The 26585-nt window shown below is 58.2% G+C and carries 21 protein-coding genes; 17 read left to right on the top strand and 4 right to left on the bottom strand.

Annotation, left to right across the window (positions count from 1 at the left end):
* The first annotated feature begins 127 nt into the window (after positions 1-127).
* From eno to HNQ59_RS09850, 15 genes are all read left to right on the top strand, one after another.
* Positions 128-1414 carry a phosphopyruvate hydratase gene (eno, locus tag HNQ59_RS09920; RefSeq protein ID WP_184038515.1) on the top strand — a complete coding sequence of 429 codons (1287 nt, stop codon included), beginning with the start codon at positions 128-130 and terminating at the stop codon, positions 1412-1414.
* A gap of 155 nt (positions 1415-1569) precedes the next feature.
* Positions 1570-1893, top strand: a complete 324-nt coding sequence (gene ftsB, locus HNQ59_RS09915) for a cell division protein FtsB (protein WP_184038512.1) — start codon at positions 1570-1572, stop codon at positions 1891-1893.
* A 407-nt stretch (positions 1894-2300) separates the two neighbouring features.
* Positions 2301-4118, top strand: coding sequence for a sensor domain-containing diguanylate cyclase (locus HNQ59_RS09910; RefSeq protein ID WP_184038510.1), 1818 nt, complete (start codon positions 2301-2303; stop codon positions 4116-4118).
* 137 nt (positions 4119-4255) lie between these two features.
* Complete coding sequence (flgB, locus tag HNQ59_RS09905) at positions 4256-4657, top strand: flagellar basal body rod protein FlgB (RefSeq protein WP_184038508.1); 402 nt, start codon at positions 4256-4258, stop codon at positions 4655-4657.
* Between the two features lie 19 nt (positions 4658-4676).
* Positions 4677-5081 carry a flagellar basal body rod protein FlgC gene (gene flgC, locus HNQ59_RS09900; protein WP_184038505.1) on the top strand — a complete coding sequence of 135 codons (405 nt, stop codon included), beginning with the start codon at positions 4677-4679 and terminating at the stop codon, positions 5079-5081.
* 11 nt (positions 5082-5092) lie between these two features.
* On the top strand, positions 5093-5764 hold the full coding sequence (locus tag HNQ59_RS09895; RefSeq protein WP_184038500.1) for a flagellar hook assembly protein FlgD: 672 nt from the start codon (positions 5093-5095) through the stop codon (positions 5762-5764).
* 17 nt (positions 5765-5781) lie between these two features.
* Entirely contained in the window at positions 5782-7296 is a 1515-nt protein-coding gene (gene flgE / locus HNQ59_RS09890; protein ID WP_184038498.1) for a flagellar hook protein FlgE, read from the top strand.
* A 28-nt stretch (positions 7297-7324) separates the two neighbouring features.
* Complete coding sequence (gene flgF / locus HNQ59_RS09885; RefSeq protein ID WP_184038495.1) at positions 7325-8062, top strand: flagellar basal-body rod protein FlgF; 738 nt, start codon at positions 7325-7327, stop codon at positions 8060-8062.
* Positions 8063-8113: 51 nt separating this feature from the next.
* A complete protein-coding gene (gene flgG / locus HNQ59_RS09880) occupies positions 8114-8896 on the top strand; it encodes a flagellar basal-body rod protein FlgG (protein WP_184038493.1) in 783 nt (260 codons plus the stop codon).
* A 13-nt stretch (positions 8897-8909) separates the two neighbouring features.
* The gene (locus tag HNQ59_RS09875; protein WP_184038490.1) at positions 8910-9578 is read left to right on the top strand and encodes a flagellar basal body L-ring protein FlgH; all 669 of its coding nucleotides are present in this window, start codon (positions 8910-8912) and stop codon (positions 9576-9578) included.
* Between the two features lies 1 nt (position 9579).
* On the top strand, positions 9580-10677 hold the full coding sequence (locus tag HNQ59_RS09870; RefSeq protein ID WP_184038487.1) for a flagellar basal body P-ring protein FlgI: 1098 nt from the start codon (positions 9580-9582) through the stop codon (positions 10675-10677).
* A 171-nt stretch (positions 10678-10848) separates the two neighbouring features.
* Positions 10849-11793, top strand: coding sequence for a flagellar assembly peptidoglycan hydrolase FlgJ (gene flgJ / locus HNQ59_RS09865; protein ID WP_184038485.1), 945 nt, complete (start codon positions 10849-10851; stop codon positions 11791-11793).
* Positions 11794-11863: 70 nt separating this feature from the next.
* Positions 11864-14119 (top strand): flagellar hook-associated protein FlgK, encoded by a 2256-nt coding sequence (flgK, locus tag HNQ59_RS09860; protein ID WP_184038482.1) that lies wholly within the window; start codon positions 11864-11866, stop codon positions 14117-14119.
* 12 nt (positions 14120-14131) lie between these two features.
* Positions 14132-15442, top strand: a complete 1311-nt coding sequence (flgL, locus tag HNQ59_RS09855; RefSeq protein WP_184038479.1) for a flagellar hook-associated protein FlgL — start codon at positions 14132-14134, stop codon at positions 15440-15442.
* Positions 15443-15597: 155 nt separating this feature from the next.
* A complete protein-coding gene (locus HNQ59_RS09850) occupies positions 15598-16041 on the top strand; it encodes a universal stress protein (protein ID WP_184038723.1) in 444 nt (147 codons plus the stop codon).
* 73 nt (positions 16042-16114) lie between these two features.
* On the opposite strand, the gene HNQ59_RS09845 is transcribed toward HNQ59_RS09850, so the two are convergent.
* Entirely contained in the window at positions 16115-16942 is an 828-nt protein-coding gene (locus HNQ59_RS09845; RefSeq protein WP_184038476.1) for a hypothetical protein, read from the bottom strand.
* A gap of 260 nt (positions 16943-17202) precedes the next feature.
* On the opposite strand from HNQ59_RS09845, the gene HNQ59_RS09840 reads away from it, so the two are divergent.
* Positions 17203-17628 (top strand): YbaY family lipoprotein, encoded by a 426-nt coding sequence (locus HNQ59_RS09840; RefSeq protein WP_184038474.1) that lies wholly within the window; start codon positions 17203-17205, stop codon positions 17626-17628.
* A gap of 38 nt (positions 17629-17666) precedes the next feature.
* Here the strand turns inward: HNQ59_RS09840 and cysG are convergent, their stop codons facing one another.
* Positions 17667-19076, bottom strand: coding sequence for a siroheme synthase CysG (gene cysG / locus HNQ59_RS09835; protein ID WP_184038471.1), 1410 nt, complete (start codon positions 19074-19076; stop codon positions 17667-17669).
* A gap of 264 nt (positions 19077-19340) precedes the next feature.
* Here cysG and purL point away from each other — a divergent pair, with 264 nt between their 5' ends.
* On the top strand, positions 19341-23315 hold the full coding sequence (gene purL, locus HNQ59_RS09830) for a phosphoribosylformylglycinamidine synthase (RefSeq protein ID WP_184038468.1): 3975 nt from the start codon (positions 19341-19343) through the stop codon (positions 23313-23315).
* A gap of 74 nt (positions 23316-23389) precedes the next feature.
* On the opposite strand, the gene HNQ59_RS09825 is transcribed toward purL, so the two are convergent.
* Both HNQ59_RS09825 and HNQ59_RS09820 read right to left on the bottom strand, forming a co-directional pair.
* On the bottom strand, positions 23390-24730 hold the full coding sequence (locus tag HNQ59_RS09825) for a sigma-54-dependent transcriptional regulator (RefSeq protein ID WP_184038465.1): 1341 nt from the start codon (positions 24728-24730) through the stop codon (positions 23390-23392).
* The gene (locus tag HNQ59_RS09820; protein ID WP_184038463.1) at positions 24720-26573 is read right to left on the bottom strand and encodes a sensor histidine kinase; all 1854 of its coding nucleotides are present in this window, start codon (positions 26571-26573) and stop codon (positions 24720-24722) included. Before HNQ59_RS09820 ends, HNQ59_RS09825 begins: the two co-directional genes overlap by 11 nt.
* Positions 26574-26585: the final 12 nt, after the last annotated feature.

The following is a 26585-nucleotide window of genomic DNA, read 5'->3' as shown; positions in this document are numbered from 1 at the left end:
CACTGGCAGATTGAGCGGGCTCAAACAACCGTCGACATCTACTTGAGATGGCCAGCCAATTGGGCCAGTAAAGCGAACGTTGACGGTGCTGAATCCATTCATCCACTGATTGAACAAAGGTTGAGACATGAGCTCTATCGTTGAAGTCGTTGCACGTGAGATTCTGGACTCTCGTGGAAATCCTACTGTTGAGGCCGATGTGCTGCTGGAATCCGGCGTCATGGGCCGTGCAGCAGTGCCTTCTGGTGCCTCCACGGGTGAGAAGGAGGCCGTCGAGCTTCGTGATGGCGACAAGTCCCGTTATCTGGGCAAGGGGGTGTTGAAGGCTGTCGAGGCTGTCAATACAGAGATCTGCGAAGCCATCATCGGCCTGGACGCAGCTGATCAGGCATTCATCGACAAGACCTTGATCGAGCTGGATGGAACCGACAACAAGAGCCGGCTGGGCGCCAATGCGATCCTGGCGGTGTCGGTGGCCGTGGCCAAGGCAGCCGCCGAAGAGGCGGGCCTGCCCCTGTACCGTTACCTGGGTGGTGCTGGCCCGATGGCGCTACCGGTGCCGATGATGAATGTCATCAATGGCGGCGCACATGCCAATAACAGCCTGGACATCCAGGAATTCATGATCATGCCGGTCGGCGCCAAGACCTTCCGCGATGCATTGCGTTGTGGTGCAGAGATCTTCCATCACCTGAAGAAGATCATCGATGCCAAAGGCATGCCTACCACCGTCGGTGACGAAGGGGGCTTTGCGCCAAACCTGAAATCGAACGAAGAAGCCCTGGCCCTGATCAGCGAGGCCGTAACGGCAGCTGGCTACACCCCAGGTGAAGATGTGCTGTTTGCATTGGATTGCGCAAGCTCCGAATTCTACAAAGATGGTCATTATGTATTGGAAGGCGAGGGTGGCCTCAAGCTGACATCCGAGCAATTTGCAGATTACCTGGCAACGCTGGCTGACAAATATCCGATCATCTCCATCGAAGACGGCATGAGTGAACATGACTGGAATGGTTGGAAACTGCTGACCGAGAAGCTGGGTAAGAAGGTGCAGCTGGTGGGCGATGACGTATTCGTGACCAATCCGAAGATCCTGGCCAAGGGGATTGAAACCGGCATCTGCAATTCGCTGCTGGTCAAGATCAACCAGATCGGCACACTCAGCGAGACGCTGCAGGCCGTTGATCTGGCTAAACGCAATCTGTATACCTCGGTCATGTCACATCGCTCGGGTGAGACTGAGGACAGCACGATTGCCGATCTCGCGGTGGCTACCAATTGCATGCAGATCAAGACCGGCTCGCTCAGCCGCTCTGATCGCATGGCGAAATACAACCAGTTGCTGCGCATCGAGGAAGAATTGGGTGACGCTGCCTATTACCCAGGCCGCCAGGCGTTCTATCATTTGAAGTAAGCTGACGCGCAGGTTGGCGGCGCCATCTCAGGGCGCCGCCTGTATTGCGCCACCGTGCCGGGGTGGGCGGGGCGATGCCTCACTCCGTCATTTTGCTTGAAACTATTCCAATCCACTGTAACATTCGCATTAATCTTGGCAATTGCTGGTTCACTATGCGTTTTCTGACACTGATTCTGGTTGCATTGATTGCTTTGCTACAGTACCCGCTCTGGGTCGGCAAGGGCAGCTGGCTGAGTGTCTGGAAGAATGACGCTGAGCTGGTCAAGCAAAAAGGCATCAATGAGCAGTTGCAGGCCCGCAACGCCTCATTGGAGGCTGAAGTCAACGACCTGAAACAAGGTTACGACGCCATCGAGGAGCGTGCACGCAATGAGCTGGGCATGATCCGTCACGATGAGGTGTTCTTTCAGGTGTTGGAGTCCCACGTCCCAGCGCGTGCCGCGCCGCCAAGCAACATTCCTGACCAGCCTTTGTAAATTCAAATTTGCCCAGTCGACCGCGCTTGGTCTACACACCTTCTCTGCTGGTGCCGGATTGTGGACGACGCATTTGGGTGGCCTACGGGGTCATCGTCAACGCAGGTATGGATCGTCATGTGGCTTGCTTGATGCCTTGCTCATGTCTGAAGCCACACCCGTGCTGAACAGGAAATCGCACCAACAATGTCTGGACAGGTGAAAGCGCGTCTGCAAGCGCCTACAATGATACTTGGTGCCTGTCGGTAGGGTTTCGTTGTCTGAGTCGAATCCGTGTCAACAGCGCCTACACTGCCGCCGACCCTCATGGTGTGGTGGGTGGTGCTGAGGCCCGGGCTGCCCGGGCCGTTTGGATATGTTGACCTGCTCCGCGGCAGGTTGAAGTTGCTGTGGTGCTCGGAATCCCCATGGAAAAAAATGTCAATCCTTCACTCGTTGCGCGCGAAACGCTCAAGCTGATGGCGCAACGAAAAGTCATGCCTGATCCGGAAAACTACCGGAAAATCTACAACGAAATCGCGGGGATCAGCGACACCCAGCCTGGTGGCGGTGCTGGCGTGGATGCGCTGCTGGAGGCGCTGTTCAAGCCGGTGCAGCAGGCGGCCAAGGGCAGCCCAGCCCGCATGCGAGCCATCAAGGAGCTGGAGCAGCTGGCAGAGAAAGCAGAATGGTCGTCGTTTCTGGAGCGTTATGAGGACGAGATCCTGCATAGCTTGGCGAGCCGCCATTTCAAGCGCTCCTGGCCCGAGCTGATCCGTGAATTGCTGAAGGAATGGGATCTGCATCGACCCGGCTTCTCGTCGAGCAAGAAAAAAGAGGCGTTGGAGCGGGTGTTGATCAATTTCGGGAATGATCTGACCCAGCTCAATGAAAAATTGTCCGGCATGCTCAAGAGCTGGTCTGAAGGCGGGGACCCGGAAGCAGGCGTGGAGACCGCAGACGAAGACACCTCTGTTGCCGTTGCTGCACCCAAGCGCCCAGCGGAGTCCGCGCCATCGGTGTCGGCAGAGGGTGGGGGTATGTCCGGCTTGTCGGCCTGGTCGGAACTGGTCGCGCTGATTGTCAACAGTGGCTTGGTTGCGCGTCTCAAGCCGTTTCCGGACTTGCAGGGAGAGGCGGAGGCGTTGCTGGTGGCATTGCGAGAGGTGCGTGATGACGCCACTTTGCAGCGGTTCGCCATTCAGGTGAAGAAATTCTGCGTCAAACTGGAATTGCACAACGATCACGATGAGCGTTTGTTCACCGGCTTGCTGCGTTTGTTGGAGCTGCTGGTGGACAACATCGGTGAGCTGGTGGTGGACGATCAATGGATCGAAGGGCAGGTGGTGGTGTTGCGGGATATGATCGACAACCCGCTCAACGCCCGCCAGATCTATGCTGCGGAGGCCAGCTTCAAAGAGCTGGTGCTCAAACAAGGGGCGTTGAAGCATAGCTTGCAAGAGGCCAAGGAAACCTTCAAGCACATGGTGGCTACCTTCATCGATCGGCTGGGGGTGATGTCAACCAGTACCGGCGGCTATCACGATAAGGTGAGGGGTTACGCAGAGCGGATTCAGCAAGCGGATGATATGGCACAGCTCAACCAGCTGCTGGCTGATCTGATGAATGACACCCGTAGCGTGCAGTCCGACATGGCCCGCTCTCGTGATGAGATGCTGCTGGCCAGGCAACAGGCGAATGAGGCGGAGGAGCGCATCCGTAACCTGGAAAACGAGCTGCGTGCCATCAGCGAAAAGGTCAAGCAGGATCACCTGACCGGCGCTCTGAACCGGCGGGGGCTGGACGATGCCTTCAGTGCCGAGGTCTCCAGGGTCGAGCGTGAAGCCATGCCACTGTGTGTCGCCTTGCTGGATGTCGATAACTTCAAGCAGCTGAATGATCGCCTGGGGCATAGTGCGGGCGACGGTGCGTTGGTGCACCTGGCGGGGGTGGTGAGGGATACCTTGCGGCCTACCGACGTGGTGGCGCGTTATGGCGGCGAAGAGTTCGTGGTGTTGCTGGTCAACACGGATATCGACGAAGGATTGCGGGTGATGGAGCGGTTACAGCGCGAGTTGACCAAGCGCTTCTTCCTGTTCAACAACGAGCGCTTGCTGATCACCTTCAGCGCGGGGGTGGCGCGCTATCGTCCGGGCGAGGATCAGGACTCGGTCGTGGGCCGGGCTGATGACGCCATGTATCGTGCCAAGAAGGCCGGCAAGAACAAGGTGTTTGCCGCCGAATAGATCCGCCTTGCCGGTTCCGGCGGCAATTCTTGCCGCCCCCGGCAGCGCTGCTGGCAGGATGCCGCATCTCTTTGCTGAAATGTATTCCTGGCACATATCTTGCTGCTGAATGGCTAGATTCTGTTTTGGAGGACGCCATGCTCGGCAAGATTGATCGTGAATTCGCCTTTCTCGAAAAGGCCATCAAGCTTCGCACATTCCGTCAGGAGCTGATCGCCTCCAATATCGCCAACGCCGACACCCCAGGCTACAAAGCCAAAGACATCGACTTTGCCAATGCGCTCAGTGGGGCCGTCGGCAATCGTGGCGATCTGGCCTTGTCCACCACCCATCGCCGCCATCTCGGCCCGGCAGAGGGCAGCGCCATGGGCGCGCAGGTGCTTTATCGGCTGGAAAAGCAGGCCAGTATCGATGGCAACACTGTCGATACTGATACTGAGCTGGCAAACTTCACCGACAATGCCGTCCGCTACCAAGCCGAGCTGACTTTCATGAACAGCCGCATCCGCAGCCTGACCAGCGCGATGCAGACACGTTGATAACAGGCAGATCCAGACTATGTTCAAGGTATTCGATATCGCAGGCTCGGCCATGACTGCCCAGTCGCAGCGTCTGAATGTGGTGGCCAGCAATCTGGCCAATATCGACAGCGCCACGTCCAGCGATGGCCAGGTCTACAAGGCCAAACAGGTGGTGTTCGAGACCACACCGCTGAGCAAGGCGCAACGTAATGTGGCAGGGGTGCGCGTCCGCGAGGTGGTTGAGGACACGGCGCCCCCTCGATTGGTGTACGACCCCACCAGCCCTTTTGCCGACGGCAATGGCTATGTGACCTTCCCCAATGTGAATGCGGTGGAGGAGATGGTCAACATGATTTCGGCATCTCGTTCCTATCAGACCAATGCTGACATGATGAACACCGCCAAGACCATGCTGCTGAAAACACTGCAGCTGGGTCAATAAGGAGAGCCGTCATGGCTGATGTGAATAAAGTAAGTGGTGCGGGTGCGGCCCAGAACAATGGCGCGACAACAACGGCCAAGAAGACCAACGGCATGGAGGAGGCGCAGGATCGCTTCCTCAAGTTGTTGACCACACAGATGCGTAATCAAGACCCTTTGAACCCATTGGACAACGCACAAGTCACGTCACAGATGGCGCAGATCAATACCGTCGCGGGGATCACCAAGCTCAATGAATCGATTGCCGCCTTGTCCAAGAGCATGATGGCAGGGCAGGCCATGCAGGCAGCCAGCGTGATCGGGCGCCAGGCGTTGGTGCCGGGGGATCTGATCGATCTGGCGGGCAGTAAAGGTGCAGCTGGCGTGAATTTTGCTGATGATGTCGATAGTGTCACCGTCAACATTCTCAACAAGGAAGGCAAGCTGGTCAGCAGCCAGGAATTGGGCAAGCAACCGGCGGGCGTTCTGCGTCTGGCGTGGGATGGCAAGGATGACAAAGGAACGCAGCTGCCGGATGGGCCGTATCGCTTTGAAGTCAGCGCAGCCTATAAAGGCAAGGCGATCCAGGCAACCCCCTACGCCTTTGCCCGTGTCAACAGCGTGCTGTTGGCGGATGACGGGGTGAAGCTGGATGTCGGCAGGCTGGGCAGTGTTGCCTTTGCTGACGTGAAACAAATCGTGTAATCGGCAGGAGTAAGAAAATGGGTTTCCAACAAGGGTTGTCCGGTCTGAATGTATCAGCCAAGAATCTGGATGTGATCGGCAACAACGTGGCCAACGCCAATACCGTGGGCTTCAAATACTCCAGAACCGAATTTGCCGATATCTTTGCCACCACCCTGGTAGGCCTGTCTGGCACGCAAGCAGGGATTGGTGCCTATGTCAGCCGCGTGGCGCAGCAGTTCACCCAGGGTAATATCACCTCATCGTCCAACCCGCTGGATCTGGCCATCAACGACAACGGCTTCTTCCGTATGGCATCCCCGGCGGGCGCCATCAGCTACACCCGCAATGGCCAGTTCAAGCAGGATAAATTCGGGTTCCTGGTGGACAACCGTGGCAGCTATCTGACTGGCTTTGGTGTGACACAGGCGGTAGACCCATTGACCGGTGTATCACGCGATGTGGCTGATCGGGGTAAAGAGATCAACCTGCGGATCGACCCCAATGGCCAATCTGCGCCGCAAGCCACTGGTGCCAGTCTGGGCGCGGAACGGGGCGCGTTGTTCCAGGTCAATCTCAATGCCAAGGATACGACGCCGACCAACAAGAACAATTTCAAGTCTTCGACCACCCCAGTCGGCGGGCCGTTGGGCAGCCCGATTCCCGACGCCACCAGCTACACCACGGCGACTTCGTTGACGGTATATGACAGCGAGGGCCTGGGCCATTCGCTGACGACGTTCTACATCAAGACCGAGGTGCCCAATGAATGGGCGGTGATGATGGTGGCGGATGGCGCCAGTGCAGCCAATGTGGGGGTGCGCGCACCGGGCGGTGGGGCTTATCTGCCGCAGGTGAATGCCGGTGGCACCGCTTATGACCCGGTCACCGGCTTGCCGCTGGCTGGCTTGGCAGACCTGCGCCTGACGTTTGATACCAATGGCCAATTGACGGGTTACAAAGTCGCCGGCAACGCCTACCCGGTCACCACGCCACCCGATATCAGCCTCAACCTGAAAGGGATTGCGGACGAGCTGACCAATATCAACAAAACCAAGGGTATCAATACCGTGGTGACCTACGGTGCGGCTGGCAATGCCGCGCCTTTCAAGCCACTGGATTTTCCATTGAATTTCAGAGGATCGACCCAGTTTGCCTCAGGGTTTTCGGTGAAATCACAACAAGATGGTTTCGCGCCCGGCCAGTTGGCAGGCTTCTCGATCTCGCCTACCGGCGCGATCACCGTGCGTTATACCAATGGTCAAAGCCGTACAGAGGGGTTTGTGCGTATGGCGAGCTTCCCCAATGTGCAAGGCTTGCAGCCGGCAGGTAACAACCAATGGGTGCAGACCTTCCAGGCGGGACAGGAGCAGGTCGGTCTGCCGGGCGATGCCGGGTTCGGCACCTTGCAATCCGGCGCGATGGAAGACTCCAACGTGGACTTGACCGCTGAGCTGGTGAATATGATCACCGCCCAGCGCAGCTACCAGGCCAATGCGCAGACCATCAAGACGCAGGACTCAGTACTGCAGACACTGGTCAGCCTGCGTTGATGAGATGGTCAACGGGTGAGGAGATAGCTTGGATCGACTGATCTATGTGGCGATGAACGGCGCGAAGCACCTGCTGTTGCAGCAGGCGTCAACCGCCCACAATCTCGCCAATGCCAATACGCCGGGCTACAAGGCTGAAGAGAACGCTTTCCGGGCGCTGCGCGTCGTGGGCAGCCCGGCCCTGCCGACACGCACCTTCGTGGTGGATCAGACAGCAGGCGCTGACCTGACCCCAGGGCCAATCCAATACACAGGTCGTGAGCTGGATGTGGCCGTGCGCGATAAAGGTTGGCTGGCTGTGCAAACGCCCCAGGGTGAGGCTTATACCCGCCATGGCAGTTTCGAGGTGGATGCCGAGGGTATCCTGCGTACCCGCAATGGCCTGACCGTGGTGGGGGACGGTGGTGAAATCACCATTCCACCCAGTAATCGGGTTGAAATCGGTGACGATGGGGTGGTAGTGGCCATCCCGATCAACAATCCACAAAACCGGGCTGAAGTGGGGCGCCTGAAGCTGGTCAACCCGCCTGAGCGCAATCTGGCCAAGGGGCCGGATGGCCTGTTCCGCACGCGTGATGGTGCACAGGCTGAGGCAGACCCCGCTGTGCGCCTGTATGCAGGGGCAGTCGAGGCCAGCAATGTCAATGCGGTTGAATCGCTGGTGAACATGATCAGCCACTCTCGACAATACGAAACACAGATCAAGCTGTTGCAGACCGCTGATCAGAACGCACGACAGGCGGCCCAGATCCTCAATATGAGCTGAGGCCGTAACTGTCCTGATGCAATCAGTGCAACACATTGAATTGGAACATATATGATCAGAGCACTCTGGGTAGCCAAAACTGGCATGGATGCGCAGCAGACACATATCGATGTGATCTCGCACAACCTGGCCAACGTCAACACCACTGGTTACAAGCGGCAACGGGCCGTGTTCGAGGACTTGATCTATCAAACCCTGCGCCAGCCAGGTGCGCTGGCGACGCAGACCAATGAAATCCCGACCGGCTTGCAGCTGGGCGTGGGTGCCCGCGTGGTGGCCACAGCCCGTACTCATACAGAAGGCACGTTGCAAAAGACCGACAATCCGTTCGATATCGCCATCAATGGACGTGGCTTCTTCCAGATCCAGCTGCCGGATGGCACCACCGCCTATACCCGTGATGGCTCGTTTGAGCTGAACAGCCAAGGCCAGATGGTGACCTCCAGCGGGTATCTGCTACAGCCGAACATTACCTTGCCAGCCAATGCCCAGAGCGTGACGGTAGGGCTGGATGGTATCGTGACCGTGGTGCAGCCCGGCAATGTCACACCAGTCCAGATCGGTCAGATCCAGTTGGCAGATTTCATCAACCCAGCAGGGCTTCAGTCGCGGGGCGAGAATCTGTATCTGGAAACCGGCTCGTCCGGCGCGCCGCAGGTCAACACGCCCGGGCTGAATGGCACGGGGATTCTATTGCATACCTATGTTGAAAATTCCAATGTCAACGTGACTGAGGAACTGATCAACATGATTCAGGCCCAACGGGCATTCGAGATCAACTCCCGAGCCATCCAGGCATCTGATCAGATGCTGCAGAAACTTACCCAGTTGTAATGGAGAAGGCGTCATGAAACAGGTCTGGCTGATCTTTGCAATGCTTGCGTTAGTTGGGTGCACCAGCACCCCCAAGACCATTGTGCAAGGCCCCACCACGGCCCGCCCCGTCGCCACAGCGCCCATGGCCGGCGGCAGCGGCGCGATTTTCCAGGCTGGCAGCACAGGTTTGTTCGAAGATCGTGTGGCGCGGCGGGTGGGCGATATCCTGACGATCTCCATTCAGGAGAAGCTGTCCGCCAGCACCAAATCCGATACCAAAGCCAACCGCACCGGCAGCATGAGCGCCAGCGCCAACCCGTTTTCCATCCCCTATGCGCCAGGTGTGGTGGATAAACTGGGGCAGCTGAGCATCAAGACCAGCTCTGGCAACAACCATGAGGGCAAGGGCGAGGCGACTGCCACCAATACCTTCACCGGCACCATCACCGTGACCGTGACGGAAGTGTTGCCCAATGGCAATCTGGCCGTGGCGGGTGAAAAGCAGATCGCCATCCATAATGAGCACGAATTCCTGCGCTTTTCCGGCGTGGTCAACCCAGCTGATATCAAAGTCGGCAACACCGTTTCCTCCACCAAGGTGGCGGATGCCCGCATCGAACAACGCGCCAATGGGGCGCTCAGTGCGGTGCAGGAACCAGGTTGGCTGCAGCGCTTCTTTCTGACCGTGCTGCCGTTCTGACATGAGGCGCCTGTCAATCCTCCTGTTATGCGCCGCATCGTGGCTGGCTGTGATGCCAGCGCAGGCACAACAGCGGCTGAAAGAGCTGGCTTCCATCCAAGGCGTGCGCACCAACCAGCTGGTCGGCTACGGCGTGGTGGTGGGCCTGGATGGCTCCGGTGACAGCTCCCCGCTGACCTCGCAAAGCCTGACTGCCATGCTGACTCAACTGGGCGTGCAGATTCCACCCGGCACAACACTGTCGGCCAAAAACACTTCCCCGGTATCGGTGACGGCAACCTTGCCGGCATTTGCTCGCCCAGGCCAGCCGATCGATGTGACGGTGTCGTCGATCGGCAGCAGCAAGAGTCTACGCGGCGGTACGCTGCTGATGACCCCGCTGCGAGGGGCAGATGGGCAGATCTACGCTATCGCCCAGGGCAATATCCTGCTGGGCGGGGCGGGGGCTTCGGCAGCGGGCTCCAGTGCGCAGGTCAATCAACTCAATGCCGGGCGGATTCCTGCTGGCGCCACAGTCGAGCGGGCGGTGCCCACCAATCTGGGTCAGGGTGATTTTGTCAATGTCGAGTTGCAGCAGAGTGATTTCACCACGGCCAACCGTGTGGTCAACGAGATCAATCGACGATTCGGGTTGGATACCGCCCGGGCCATCGATGGCCGACAGATCCAGGTGCGTGCGCCGGTGGATTCCAATGAGCGGGTGCAGTTTCTGGCGCAGCTGGAAAATCTTGCCGTTGACCCGGCAGAGAATGCCGCCCGTGTCGTGATCAATGCCCGTACCGGTTCCGTGGTGATGAATCAAGCTGTCACCATCGAGCCATGTGCCGTGTCGCACGGCAATCTGTCCGTTTCCATCGGTGCCAGGAACGACGTGAGCCAGCCCGGCGCTTTATCGGGGGGCCAGACCACGCCGGTCCAGAATGCCGACATCGCCATCAAATCCGATCAGGGTAGGGTGATGCAACTTGCAAAGAGCGCCAAGTTGTCTGATGTGGTCAAGGCGCTCAACTCGATCGGTGCCACGCCGCAGGATCTGCTGTCCATCTTGCAGGCCATGAAGGCGGCAGGCGCGCTGAAGGCCGATCTCGAAATCATCTGATTTCGCGTGTTGATAGCGGTGCCGGGGGAATGGCCTCGGCTGAGCGACCGACCTGCCGCATTCATCTGACCTGCCTCAATACTACTGGCCCAGATCTTGCTTGATATCAGATGAATGGGGCTGCCACCGAGGGTAGCCCTCAAGACAGGCCACCCTACAGGCGGATGAATCATGCAGACCTTGAACTCGACACCTTCCCTTCTGCTCAGCAGGGCGCAAAGCCCCGATCTCAGCAATCGACTGAGTGTGGATGTCAACAGCCTGGATGCGTTAAAGCTTCAGGCCAAGCGCGATGAAAAGGGCGCCATGAAAGGCGTGGCGCAGCAATTCGAGTCGATGTTCCTGCAGATGATGCTGAAAACCATGCGCTCGGCCAGCATGGGGGATGAGGGTGATCCGTTCGGCAGCCGCGAAACCAAGATGTTCACCGGTTTGCTGGATGATCAGTACGCCACGCAGATGTCGGGCAAAGGCGGGATCGGCCTGGCGGACATGATCATGAAGCAGTTGTCGCGTGACCACGTCTACAGCCCTGCCCAGCTGCCGCTTGAGGCACGCCAGCCCAAGGTGGCACCCTTGCCTGGCACCACCCGGCCAGACCCAATGGCCGCTCCGTTGACCAAGACCGCCATGCAACAATTTGTGGACAAGCTGGTGAGCCATGCTAAACCCGCCGCCGAGCAGCTTGGGGTGGCGCCACATCTGCTCGCCTCGCATGCCGCACTGGAAACGGGCTGGGGCAAGCGCATGATTCGCGATGCAAATGGCCAGGACAGCCACAATCTGTTCGGTATCAAGGCTGGTAAGAGCTGGCAGGGGCCGGTGGCCGAGGTTACCACTACCGAATATGTGAATGGCCAGCCGGAGAAACGGGTCGAGCGTTTTCGCGTGTACTCATCCTATCAGGCGGCATTTGAGGACTATGCCCAGTTGCTGCAGAAAAATGATCGGTACAAAGATGTATTGAATCAAGGCCAGGATGCAGCCGGGTTTGCGCAAGCGCTCCAGCAAGGCGGGTATGCGACTGATCCGCAATATGCCAACAAGCTGACCAAGGTGGCGGGCCACCAGATCATGCGGCGCGCAGCATTGGCCGCCTATCAGCAGTGGGCTTGAAATACTCAATTTTAGGCGGATGACGCCGTTAATAAGCATGATGCGTCGATTCGACGACAGGGGTTGAACAATGGCTAGCGGGATTTTCGGTGTTGCGTTGACAGGGTTGAATGCGGCTCAATCGGGGCTGCTGACGACTTCGCATAACGTCGCCAATGCAGGGACGGCGGGGTATAACCGCCAGGAGATCCGCCAGGAGGCCTCCAAGCCCTTGTTCACCGGCGCAGGCTTCTTCGGGCGAGGGGTTGAGGTCACCAATGTGGTCCGCGCCTATAGCGATTTCCTGCAGCAGTCGGTTTTGTCGGCAGAGTCGGCGCAGGGCTATCTGAAGGGGTATGAGCAGCAGGTCAACATCATCGATGGCATCGTGGCCGACCCGACAGTTGGTTTGTCGCCATCGATTCAGGATTTCTTCAAAGGCCTGCAAAGCGCCGCTTCCAATCCCGCCTCGGCACCGGCCCGCCAGCAGATGATCAGCTTGGCCAACACACTGGCCAGCCGGTTCCGGCAGATCGATTCCCGGTTGCAGGAGGTACGAGTTGGCGTCAATGAGCAGATCACCTCGACAGTCAGCCAGATCAATGCGTTGGCGACCAAGATTGCTGATCTCAACAATGGAATCGCCGCCCGCACCTCGGGCGCAGGGCGTGATCCAAATGATCTGTTGGATCAACGGGATGCGGTGATCCAAGAGTTGAACAAACTGGTCAAGGTGACCACTTTGCAGCAGACGGATGGCTCGCTCAACGTCGCAGTCGGCAGTGGGCAGATGCTGGTGTTGGGTGGCACCGCCAACCAATTCTCAGCCATTCCGTCGGCAACCGATCCTGAATCGATTTCGGTGTCGTTCAAGCAAGGCTTCAGCGATGTGCCGATCCCCGACAACCTGTTGCAGGGTGGCAAACTGGGCGCATTGTTGAATTTCCGTACCAATACCCTGAATCTGGCCCAGAACGCGTTGGGTCGCGTCGCTATCGGCCTTGGTCGAACCATGAACGAACAGCACCGTCTGGGGCAAGACCTGGACGGGAACATGGGCGGGGATCTGTTCCAGGTCTCCACGCCTCGCGTGGTCAATTATGCCAACAACGGCGGCAATGCCAATATCCAGGCCAAGCTGTCGTCAGTGGGCGAGCTGACCAATAGCGACTATCGGGTGGTATTCACGCAGGCTGGCACCTATGATGTCATCCGCTTGTCTGACAATTACAAGCAGAATGCCACTGCCGCCCAGATCGCTGCAGGTTACACCATGGATGGCGTGACATTCACGCTCACCGCCGGCGCACCGCTGGCGGGGGACTCGTTCCTGGTCCAGCCCACACGAGGCGGGGCGCGTGATTTCCAGATGCTGGTTACCGACACCAACCGCATCGCCACCGCGGCACCCTTCCGTACCGACGCGCCATTGACCAACGTCGGCACCGGTAAGGTAGATGGCGGGGTCAGTAATTCGCCTTATGATAAGGTGACGATCAATTTCACCGGTGCGGGTACCTTTACAGTGACCGACACCACGACCGGTGCGCCGATCGCCCGTCCGGGTGCGGCTGTGCCCTTGACGAATGCCAGCTATGTCTGGGCCTATCCAGCCAATGCCACAGTGACCGTGAATGGTTGGCAGACCACCATCAGTGGTGTGCCAGCCAGTGGCGATCAATTTGTAGTGGACAAGACTGTGGCCAGCAAGGGCACGGTCAATACTGGCACCGGCACCATCGGTGAAGTCGTGCCCGACCCAGCGGCCCGACCCGTTGGCGCACCGGTGCCGAACCCACCACAATCAGTATTTCTGCCACAATTGGATAAGGTGCGGAACAATGTGACGGTGACATTCACCTCCCCCACGCAATTCAATGTGGTTGACAACACCACGGGTACGACATTGGCCTCTGGTCTCAATTACAACCCGGCCATTGCCAATGCCGTCAGCTTCAACGGCTGGAGCATCAAGCTCTCTGGTGCGCCGGTGGCAGGGGATGTGTTCAAAGTCGGGCCCAATACCAATGCATCGGCGGACAGCCGCAATGCACTTGCGCTGGCGGGGCTGCAGACCGCCAATGTGTTGGGTGATGGGTCGGCCACCTACCAGTCTGCGTACAGTCAGATGGTCAGCACGGTGGGGAATCAGGCGAGCGAGGTCAAGATCGGGGTCAAGGCGCAGGATACCTTGGTCAAGGAGGCCAACTCACAAAAAAGCGAGTTTTCCGGTGTCAATCTGGATGAAGAGGCCGCCAATCTATTGAAATATCAGCAAGCCTATCTGGCCGCCAGCAAGGTGATCAGTATTGCTCAGGAAACATTCAAGAGCATTCTGAATATTTAAGGAAGTCGTATCATGGCAATGCGCGTCAGCACGCTGAATATCTACAATCTCGGCATCAATAGCGTCCGGCAGAATCAAGCCGACTTGGTGAAACTGCAGCAGCAGATCTCATCTGGGCGACGGGTGTTGACGCCCGCTGATGACCCGGTCGCATCGGCGCAGATCCTGCAGGTGGATCAGGCGTCGGCGCTCAATGAGCAATTCAAAATCAACGGCCAGAATGCGCGCTCCGCAGTGTCGCTGAGCGAAGGCTATCTGCAATCCGTGGTGACCTTGCTGCAAAATGTCAAAACCCAAGCTGTCTATGCCGGCAACCCGACGCTGACCCAGTCTGATCGTGCGGCCTTGTTGTCTGAGCTGGATGAGCGATACAAGGAGCTGCTCGGCCTTGCCAATGCACAAGATGGCAATGGGCAGTATCTGTATTCCGGCTATCAGGGCAATACCAAGCCATTCGACGAGGTGGCCCCTGGGCAGGTGGTGTATTTGGGGGATCAGGGACAGCGGCAGATCCAGATTAGCCCATCGCGCGCCTTGCCCGTCAGTGAGTCGGGACGTGATGTCTATCAGCGCATCAAAGAGGGTAATGGCACTTTCGTCGGCAAAGCACCATCCCCGAACACCAACACCGGTAACGGCATCATTGCACCGGGCACGGTCAAAGACCTAGCCAAGTGGCAGGCTGCAGCCGTCAAGGATTACACCATCGTTTTCGAAGTCAACACCGCTGTGACACCAAATGTCACACGTTATGACATCACTGAGACAGCAACCGGCAATTCGGTGTTCACCGGCGCCCCCCCTGTGGCCGGGGCGTTTGCGCGGGTATTCCAACCCAATGCCGCTATCGACTTCAAGCGGCTACCTGGTGACCCTGGTGCCGTGGCATTCGATGTGGGCATCCAGACCAGCATCGATGGCGCACCGGCAACCGGTGACAAATTCACCATCAAAGCGTCGCAGGATAAGCAGATTTTCGACACCATGACCCAGTTTGCCAATCTGCTGAAGTTACAGAAAGATACGCCCGCCAATGCGGCGTTCTACCAGAACGAGCTTGGGCAGGTCATGCAGAGTGTTGAGAATGCCATCACCAACATCACGTCCGTACAGGCCGATATCGGTACCCGGCAGAAGGAAGTCGAATCCGTTCGGGACACGTTGGATGATCTGCAATTGCAATATGCTACGCAGAAACGCGACCTGGGCGATCTCGACTACGCGCAAGCCATCAGTGATTTTGCGCTGACGCAGACCTTTCTGGAGGCCGCGCAGAAGACCTTTTTGCAGACGCAAAAGCTTTCGTTGTTCGAGCAGATCTGACCCTGATGGCGTGATCTGACTGGATTGCACCGTGGGCTCGGCATCAAAGCTTGACCTCCGTCAAGAGACAAAGGGGAGGTGGGGGTTAAGGTAAGGGGTATGTCATGTCGGTCAATTCGATGATCGGCGGCCATTTCCTGAAGGAGCACCCCGCCATGTTCAAGCATATCCTGGTTCCTACCGATGGTTCCCCCTTGTCAGAGATGGCCGTGAAGGCGGCTGTTCAGATGGCTGGAGAGACTGGCGCCAAGATCACCTCCATCTATGTGATGGATCTGTTCCCTGTCACCCCTTTGCTGGAATATGCACCTGTCAGCACACCTGCCGTGGCGGATTTCCAGCGTCAGCAACGCGGCATGGCAGATCGGTATCTCAGCAAAGTGGAAGCCCTGGCCAAAGAGGGTGAGGTGCCATGCGTCACGGATGCGGTCACGGGTGATTCTGTGTATCAATGTATCATTGCCGCAGCAGAGCACCATGGCTGCGATCTGATCCTGATGGCCTCTCATGGTCGTCGTGGACTGCAAGGCTTGTTGCTGGGGAGTGAAACCAATAAGGTGCTGACGCACAGTAGAATACCGGTATTGGTCTATCGCTGATACCGTGTCAGCAAGGCATGAAAAAGCCCCAGTGCGTTTACTGGGGCTTTTTGCTATCCACCTATGGCTGGGGTTAGCTTTGTTGCGCAGAGGTGTCGCTACCCGAGCCTTTCTTGACGATCTTCCAGCTGGTGCCATTCAGGTGACCATCCCGCGTCGGAGCAAGCCAGACTCGCTTGTCCGCAGCGACACAGTCCACAAAGCGACCACCCTGTGGTGTTTCATGTTTGAGCGACCAGCCACGCTCGGTCTTCTCGATCAGCCAAGCTGCATTCGGGCTGCCAGCATTGGCTTGCAAAAGCAGGCCCTTATCACCATCCGCGCTGAGATACTGCCCGGCGCTGCCATCCTGGCTTTCCAGCAGCATGCCTTGCTTGACCAGATTGACTTTCCACCATGTCGAGGCGGGTGCATTTTCCTGTTGCATCGAGAGCCCGACATACTGTGCCTTGGTCGAGCCATTCAGCCACTTTGGCCCGGGGACATTGTCTTGGCATTGCAGTGAAATCAGGTCGCCATCTTTGAACGGCAGTGCACTGGATGAGCCCCCCCCGCCGCCGCCATAGCTGGTGCTGTCACCAGAGCTGCTGTTGGGCCCGGCTTGCGCCAGCTGGATTGCGCCCCCGCCCAGCGCAGCGCCAGTCAAATTGTTTTGGTTGTCAGGGGTGCGATTGTTCAGGGTTTCCGCAGCCAGCTTCTTACGGGCTGCCTCGGTTGCTCCGCCGCTGGCCTGGCCGCTTTGGTGGGCGTCTGCGGCAGCTTGATGGGCACCATTGTGCTTGCCATCAGCTTTCTTGCCGGACGAACCGAACAGGGCGCTGCCCCCGCCCACCAGCAATGCCACGATGGCCGCCGACAAGGCGATGGTTTTGACACGTTTCGAGGTGATGTCATCAGACATGGAATGCTCCATCTAGAATGCTTGATCTTGGTTGCCACAATAACAGAATCATTTGCGTTCGCCATCACCGACTATCTGGCATTGCGTGCAGCCTATCTCATGTTGAATCAGGGTGTTCGGTGGATGGTGGGGTATGGTTGATCGACATGAGGTATAAGGAGCCGCCACGTGAGGAGGTAGACTCAATAAGTCCGTTGTCATATCAAGTGGAAATTCGTTACCATCCCAAAGATAGTCGGTTGGTTTTTCACGGAGGTGATATGTTGAAGCAAGTGGTGCGTTGGGCGGTAATGACGATGCTGGCAAGCAGTGTGACGGGTGGCGTCATGGCGGCGGAGGCCAAGCCGGTGGGAAAGATGATTGAGCTGAAGGGTGAGGTTGTTTCGCCGGAGCAAGTGGTCTTGCCACCCAATGCGAAGATTTTGGTCCGGCTGGATGATGTTTCGCTGATGGATGCACCTGCAGTGACCATTGCGCAACAAACCATCGACACCAAAGGTAAGTCGTTGCCAACCCCTTTTGCGCTGAAATACGCCAAGAAAAAGCTGCAGGCCAGAAATCAATATGCGTTGACCGCGCGTATCGAGGTGGATGGCAAGCTGCTGTTCATCAACACTACCAGCCATCCGGTGGACCCGTTGTCGCCGCCTGCATCCAGCCCGATCGAGGTTGAGAAAGTACAGTAGGCCCGCTGCGGCGGTCTGGCCCGAAACGGGCCAGATCATCATTCAGCCTGCAGGCTGGCCGTCTTGAACCACTTCAGCTTGTCATGCAGCGTGACGACACCACCGATCACGATGAGTGCTGGTGCCTTGACTCGTTGTTGCACAGCGTGGTCGGGCAGGTTGGCCAGCGTGCCGATGATCACCCGCTGCTTGTCTGTGGTGGCCCGCTCGATGATGGCAGCAGGCGTGTCTGCCGCTCTGCCGTGGGTGATCATCTGCTGGCAGATGTCCGGCAGCTGTCCCACCCCCATGTACACCACCACGGTCTGCTCGGGGCGCGTCAGTGAAGGCCAGTCCAGATCGACCGCGCCGGTTCCATCGCGCCGGTGCCCGGTGACAAAGGTACAGGACTGAGCGTGATCGCGGTGGGTCAGGGGAATGCCCGCGTAGCTGGATGCGCCTTGCGCAGAGGTGATGCCTGGCACGACTTCAAAAGGAATGTTGTGCTCGACCAGGGTTTCGATCTCCTCGCCGCCTCGTCCAAAGATGAACGGGTCACCGCCTTTCAGACGCGCTACCCGCTTGCCTTGCTGGGCGAGGTGGACCAGTAGTTGATTGATCTCGTGCTGGGGCAGGGCATGATTGCTGCTCTGCTTGCCGACATAGATCCGCTCAGCGTCACGCCGGCAAAGATCGACGATCTCTGGCGCGACCAGGGCATCATGGAGCACGACATCCGCTTGCTGCATCAACCGCAGGGCGCGGAAGGTCAGTAGATCTGGGTTGCCGGGCCCGCCACCGATCAGGTACACCGTACCCGTTGGCTGCTCGGGCTGATCCATGTTGGTCAAGGCTTGCTCCAGCAGATGCCGACCGGCATCGAGGTTCCCGGCAAATACCTTTTCGGCCACATGGCCTTGCAGCACGTCTTCCCAGAATATCCGTCGCGCCGAAACGCTGGTGAACCGTTTTTTGACGCGCTCACGAAACTCGGTGGCAAGCCTGGCCAGGTCGCCATAGGTGGCGGGAATCATGGTTTCGAGCTTGGCGCGCAGCAAGCGGGCCAGCACCGGCACGCCACCGCCGGTGGAGACGGCAATCACCACCGGTGATCGGTCGATGATGGCTGGCATAATAAAACTGCACAAGGCTGGCTGATCCACTACATTGACAGGGATGCGGCGCGATTGTGCGGCATCGGCCACCGCTTTGTTGACCTGCATATCATCGGTGGCGGCAATGGCCAGAATGGCTTCGTCCAGATGGCTTGGATGAAACGGCTCTGCAATGTGTGCCAGACGCCCTGCTTGGGCTTCCTCTGCCAGACCCGCTGTCAGGGTAGGGGAGACAAGAGTGAGGTTGGCACCGGCTTTGGCCAGCAGGCCGGCTTTGCGGGCGGCTACATCGCCACCGCCGACAACAACGCAGGGGCGACCTTTGAGATTCATGAAAATCGGGAAGTGGTCCATGGATAAGCTGTGCTCTGTTGCGGTGTGGAACACAGTTTAGCAGCTATGCCCATGGCCGCATCCGTTTGTGAATGGGTGGTTGATGTTGATCAATCCCGCGTTGTTGTCATGTTTGTTGCCCGGTTTGAGGTTTGATATGGGCAATCAAAGGATTGAGTTCTATGTGAAAACATGGACGCTCGCCGATTTCAGCCTCGAAAGCAGCGTCCTTTTGCGGTATTATGCGAAGTCTTTTCGAACACACCCCGTTTTTTCGAGAATCGCATGTCTGACATCCTCAAACTGCGCGGCGGCGCTGCGCTGTCTGCATTTCGACTGAATAAATTACGCCTGGGGCTGACACAGGTCGGCATCAATGCTGAACATGTGTATGCCGAATTCTGGCACTTTGCGGAAGTAGATCGCGACCTGACACCGGATGAGGCGGCAACCCTCGGAAAACTGTTGGAGTACGGCTCACCGGCGATCAATGCCGCCACTGTTGGCGAAATGATCCTGGTGACCCCGCGCCTGGGTACGATCTCCCCGTGGTCCTCCAAGGCAACGGATATCGTCCACAACGCCGGGATCGGCGCTGTCCGCCGTGTTGAGCGCGGTATGGCGATCTATATCACCAAATCGGGCGGCAAGTTGTCGGATAACGACAAACGCGCTTTGCTGCCGTTGATCCATGATCGCATGACTGAAATGGTCTTTGAGTCGGTCGATGCGGCTGGACAGCTGTTCCGCCATGTCGACAGCAAACCATTGGAAAAGGTCGATCTGCTGGCCGGTGGCAAGGCAGCACTGGATGCGGCAAACAAGAGCTGGGGCTTGGCACTGAGTGCGGACGAGGTCGAGTACCTGGTCGAGAATTTCCAGCGCATCCAGCGCAATCCGACCGATGTCGAATTGATGATGTTTGCGCAGGCCAATTCTGAACACTGCCGCCACAAGATATTTAATGCTGATTTCATGATTGACGGCGAAGCCAAGCCGTTGTCGTTGTTCGGCATGATCCGCGAAACGCACAAGGCGCATCCGCAGGGCACCGTGGTCGCCTATTCGGACAATGCGTCCGTGATCGAAGGTGCCGCGATCAATCGCCTGCAGCCGGATTCCGATACCGGCAAATGGACATGGCAACATCGGCCCACCCATATCCTGATGAAAGTGGAGACTCACAATCATCCGACGGCCATTTCGCCGTTCCCCGGTGCATCGACTGGTGCTGGTGGAGAGATCCGCGATGAAGGGGCAACTGGTCGTGGCTCGAAACCCAAGGCTGGCTTGACGGGTTTTACGGTTTCCAACCTCAATATTCCCAGCTTTGTGCAGCCCTGGGAAGAGTACACCGGCAAAGATGGCGTGCATGGCCAGTATGGCCGCCCAGACCGTATTGCCAGCCCATTGCAGATCATGCTGGATGGCCCGATCGGCGGCGCGGCGTTCAACAATGAGTTTGGCCGCCCGAATCTGACAGGCTATTTCCGGACCTATGAAGAACAGATCGCCGGTGAGATGCGGGGCTATCACAAGCCCATCATGATCGCCGGGGGGGTTGGCAATATCGATGCCGACCACATTGGCAAACATGAGCTGCCCGAAGGGGCACTGATCATCCAATTGGGTGGCCCCGGCTTGTTGATCGGCCTGGGCGGGGGCGCGGCTTCATCGATGGATACCGGCGCCAATGCTGCAGATCTGGATTTCGATTCGGTGCAGCGTGGTAACCCGGAGATTGAACGCCGTGCGCAAGAGGTCATCGATCGCTGCTGGCAATTGGGTGAGAAAAACCCGATCCTGTCGATTCATGATGTCGGAGCGGGTGGTTTGTCTAACGCGTTGCCAGAGCTGGTGGATGGCTCGGATCGCGGTGCCTGGGTCAATCTGCGCGATATTCCGGTCGAAGAAAAAGGCATGTCGCCCAAGGAGATCTGGTGTAACGAATCACAAGAGCGTTACATGTTGGCGATCAACGAAGCCGATCTGCCGTTATTCAAGGCGATCTGTGAGCGTGAGCGTTGCCCATTCGCCGTGTTGGGCCATGCGACAACCCGGCGGCAGCTGGTGGTGCATGATGCCAAAGACGATACGAAACCTGTCGATATGGACATGCAGGTCCTGCTGGGCAAGCCCCCCAAGATGACCCGCGATGTGACGCGCCGCGTGCTGGATCTGCCTCGTTTCGATTCCTCGACCTTGAGTCTGGATGAGGCGGCCTATCGCGTGTTGCGCCTACCTGCCGTTGCCGACAAGACCTTCCTGATCACCATCGGTGACCGGACTGTCGGTGGCATGACTGCTCGCGACCAGATGGTCGGGCCATGGCAGACACCAGTGTCGAACGTCGCTGTCACCACCATGGGTTTCGACACTTATCGGGGTGAAGCCATGGCGATGGGCGAGCGGACGCCGCTGGCTTTGATTTCTGGCCCTGCTGCGGGGCGTATGTCGATTGGCGAAGCCATCACCAATATCGCTGCCGCCAGCATCGATCAGATCACCGATATCAAGCTTTCTGCCAACTGGATGGCACCAGCTGGACATCCGGGTGAGGATGCCAATCTGTACGAGACAGTCGAAGCGGTCATGAATCTGTCCAAGGCGTTGGGCATCAGCATCCCGGTGGGCAAGGATTCGCTGTCGATGAAGACCGTCTGGCAGGAAGGTGGCCAGCAGAAAGCGGTCACCGCACCGCTCAGCCTGATCGTGTCGGCCTTCTCGCCGGTGCAGGATGTGCGCCGTACCTTGACGCCTGTCTTGCGTACCGATGTGGGTGATACAGACCTGATCCTGATCGACCTGGGGGCGGGCAAATGCCGCCTGGGGGGATCGGCGCTGGCCCAGGTCTACAAGCAGATCGGCAATTTCAACCCTGATGTGGTGAGTGCTCAGCGCTTGGTTGCATTCTTCAATGTGATTCAGAAGCTCAACCGTGAAGACAAGCTGCTGGCCTATCATGATCGTGGTGACGGCGGTTTGTTCGTCACCTTGTGCGAGATGATGTTCGCCAGCCATGTTGGCCTGAGCATAGAAATCGACGAGCTGTGCTTCGAGCGCCGCCGCAGTGAGCGTGAGTACGGCGAATTGACCCCGGAAGACGTGTTGCGGGCGGAAAATGGTCGCATCATGGGGGTGCTGTTCAATGAAGAGCTGGGTGCGGTGATCCAATGTCGCCGTTCCGATACCTCTGCGGTCATGGCTGCATTCTTCAGCGCGGGCATCCGTAGCGAGCTGTATGTGATCGGTTCGCTGTCATCTGACGACAAGCTCAAGATCAAGCGCAACAACAAGACGGTATTCCACGAGACACGCACCAGCCTGCAACGTGCTTGGTCAGAGACCAGCTACCACATGCAATTGCTGCGGGACAACCCGAGCTGTGCCGAGAGTGAATATGATCGGATTCTGGACAAGCATGATCGTGGCTTGTTTGCCGAGCTGACCTTCGACCAGAACGAAGACATCGCCGCGCCGATGATTGCGACGGGCGCCAGACCACGTATCGCTGTATTGCGGGAGCAAGGGGTCAATAGCCAGGCCGAAATGGCCGCAGCCTTCACCAAGGCAGGGTTCGATGCTTTCGATGTCCACATGAGCGATATCATTGCTGGCCGGGTCGCCTTGGCTGAATTCGCCGGTCTGGCGGCTTGTGGCGGCTTCTCCTATGGTGACGTGCTCGGCGCGGGCGAGGGCTGGGCCAAGTCGATTCTGTTCAATGCGCGTGCGCGTGAGCAGTTCGAAGCCTTCTTCCAGCGCCAGGACACCTTTGCGCTGGGGGTATGCAACGGCTGCCAGATGATGAGCAACCTCAAGGAGATCATCCCTGGCGCTGAGTATTGGCCGCATTTTGGTCGCAACCAGTCCGAACAGTTCGAAGCCCGCTTCGTGATGGTGGAGGTGCAAGACAGCCCGTCGTTGTTCTTCAAGGACATGGCAGGCAGCAAGCTGCCGATCGTGGTGTCCCATGGCGAGGGCTATGCCGAGTTCGCCAGCGCCAGTGCGCTGAAGCAGGCACAGGTGGCGTTGCGGTTCATTGACCACAAAGGCAAGCCAACCGAGGCCTATCCGCTGAACCCGAACGGCTCGCCCAAAGGCGTGACCGGGGTGACCACGGCAGATGGCCGGTTCACGATCATGATGCCGCACCCTGAGCGTGCACATCGCGCGGTGCAATGTTCATGGTATCCATCCGAGTGGCAGGAAGACTCCGGTTGGATGCGCATGTTCCGTAATGCCCGGCGGTGGCTGGGCTAAGTCAAGCCCTATGACGAAAAGCGCCAGCAGCGATGCTGGCGTTTTTCATTGAGCCACGCCTTGGCCGTGGCCAGTCATTTGCCGGGCAGGGCGGGGTCTGTGCTCAGGCCGTGGCGTTTCAGTTTGTCATAGAGCGTTTTTCGTGGAATGCCCAAATGCTCGGCTGCCAGGCTGACCTGCTGACGAGCTTGTTTCATGGCGTCGTTGATCAACGCTTTTTCGTATTCATCCACCAGATCCGGCAATGCCCTGAGTGGCAATGGCTGGTCGGTATGCAGTGGCACCCCCAGCACATGTCGATCAGCGGCATTTTTCAATTCGCGCACATTGCCCGGCCAGTGGTGTGCCTGCAATCTGGCGCGGGTAGCACTATCCAGGGGTTTGCCTTCCCGCCGGTAACGCAGCTCGGCCTGGCGGATGAAGTGCTCGAATAACAGCAGGATGTCCTCGCGCCGTTCACGCAATGGCGGGAGCGTCAGAGTGATGACATTCAGGCGGTAATACAAATCGTCTCGGAACCGGCCTTGTTCGGCCAATTGCTGCAAATCAGCCTTGGTGGCGGCAACCACACGACAGTCCACGGTGATTGCCTCATTGCTGCCAAGCCGCTCCAGCGTGCGTTCCTGCAGGACTCGCAACAGCTTGACCTGCAGCGTCAGGGGCATGGTTTCCAATTCGTCCAGAAACAAGGTGCCTCCGCTGGCGTGCTCGATCTTACCGATCCGACGTTTTTGGGCGCCGGTGTAGGCTCCAGGCTCATGGCCAAAGATCTCGCTTTCGAACACACTTTCCGGTAGCGCACCACAATTGAGTGCAACGAATGGGCGGTGTCGGCGCTGTGAATGCGTATGCAGGCTACGGGCGACGACTTCCTTGCCGGTACCGGTTTCGCCAAGCACCAGGATATCTGCATCGGTATCCGCCAGGGCCTCGATCATCTGTCGGATCTGGATCATCTGAATGCTGTTTCCCAGCAACAGGCTGTCGATGCCCAACTGTTGGGTCAGTGCCTGCCGCAGCTGGCGATTTTCCAGCGTCAATGCACGTTTTTCCTGCGCCCGGCGGATGGCGTCCAGCAAGGTATCGGCAGGGTAGGGCTTGGCAATGAAGTCATAGGCGCCATCACGGATGGCGTTGACGGCCATGCTGATGTCGCCGTGACCGGTGATCAGAATCACCGGCAGGGTGGGGTCGATCGACTGGACCTCTTTGAGCAAGGCCAGCCCATCCATTCCTGGCAGCCGGACATCGGTGACGATGACCCCGGCAAAGTCGGCGTGAAGCACGCGCAATGCGGATTCGGCGGTTTCGAACGTGCGGCTGCTGATCCCGGCCAGATCGAGCGTCTGTGCGGTTGCCAGGCGGATCAATTCTTCGTCATCGATAAAGCACACTTCCAGGGCATCAGGCTTCATGGGTCACGCTTTCGGTCACGGCTTTCAGGGTCAACACAAAGCAGGCGCCACCCGCTGGGTGATTATGGGCGGACAGGTCTGCGCCGAATTCACGGGCGGTGGCTAGCGAGATCGCCAGGCCAAGCCCCATGCTGTCGGGGTCTCGCTTGGTGCTGAAAAAAGGATCGAACAGCCTGGGCAGGTGGTCGGGGTGGATACCCGGCCCATCATCCAGAATCGTTAGTGTGATTTGGTCATGTTGCAGCTGGGCGCGAATGATGATGTGGGATTCCAGTTGGTTGTACAGCGCATCCAGCGCATTGCGCAGGATATTGATCAGGATCTGTTCGAGTTTGATAGGCTCGAACCAGACCTCATACCGATCAGCGGGCAGTGCCATGTCGATGGTCACCTGCTGTTGGCGAATTCGCTGATCCAGCAATGACAGCGCGCCAGATAGCGCTGCATAGAGCGACACCTGCTGCGGTGCATCACCCCGGCGGGCAAAAGACCGCAGCTGACTGGTGATCCGCCCCATGCGATCGATCAGATTGGCAATCAGCCCCAGATTGCCTCGTGCTGCCTCGATCTGATTGCGGCTCAGCAAGGTCTGGGCATTGTCAGTCAGGGTGCGCATAGCGGCCAAGGGCTGGTTCAGCTCGTGGGTGATGCCCGCCGCCATCTGTCCCAGTGCTGCCAGCTTGGCTGCTTGCACCAGCTCGTGTTGGGCGGCGCGCAATTCAGACTCGGCGTGTTGCCGTTCACGGATCTCAGCGGATAGAGCGTGATTCATCTGCTGCAGATCATGGGTACGGGCGATGACTTTCTGCTCCAAGGCGTTGTTGGCTTGCTCCAGCAATGCCTTGGCCGCCAGATTGTCGCGAATGCGGCATCGACGTTGCAGATAGGCAAACAGCCCGAAATACAGGGCGGCGAGGCTGGGCACCCCGGCCAGCAGCGCCAGCTGGCGTGCGTGTCGGGCGGATGCAGCATCAGTCAGCAACCACATCTGCCAATCCAAGTCTGTCAGCGCCTGGCGCTGGGCCAGATAGTGTCGGGTCCGCCCATGATCATCGACCAGCCGCCATTGTTGACTGATGCTGTCGCGTTGCGGCGAGGGCTGTACTGGCAAAGGCGGAAAATGTGTCGTGGTGTATTGGCGGCTGCGCAGAATGCTTTGGGCGGCCAGGTCGGTTACCGGATGCAGCGCATGCATCTTCAGATGTGGGGCGCTCGATAGGAAGACGATATGGTTGGCATCGGCCACCAACACCTGTTCGGTGCTCGATCGCCAGCTGCTCTCCAGCGTTTCCAGGTTGATTTTGACGACAGCGATGCCCAACAGGCTACGTTGCTGGTAGATGGGCAAGCTCAGGAAATACCCCGCCTGCCCGGTGGTGGTGCCAATCGCATAGAAGTGACCAGGGCGGCTTTGTCTGGCCTGCTGGAAGTATGGACGGAACCCATAGTTGTTGCCAATGTAGGAGCCAGCTGCAGACCAATTGCTGGATGCGATCGCAGTGCCATTCAAATCCAGCACGAACAGGGTGGCCGATCCGGCCTCTTGGTTGATTGTCTCCAGATATCGGTTGGCCCGCCGCTGCAAGTGGGTGTCCGCCGGGTGCAGCAGCAGGTCACGCACGTCCTGATTCAGCGCGAGTACGCGGGGCAGGTAGCTGTAGCGCGATATGGTGCTGCGAAGACTGCCCGCGTAGATCTCCAGGCGATGGTTACCCGCCTCGCGCAAGCGCGATAGCTCAGCCTGCTCGGCCCAGTGCATGGTGAGGGTCAGTACCGCCAATGACAGCAAGATCAGCAACCCAGCCAGCGGACGGTGGCGGGGCGGAATCATCAGGTTGAGCATGATGTTGTTGAT

This window comes from Chitinivorax tropicus (genome assembly GCF_014202905.1).
Lineage (GTDB): Bacteria > Pseudomonadota > Gammaproteobacteria > Burkholderiales > SCOH01 > Chitinivorax > Chitinivorax tropicus.
This window is presented reverse-complemented; position numbering and strand designations above follow the sequence as displayed.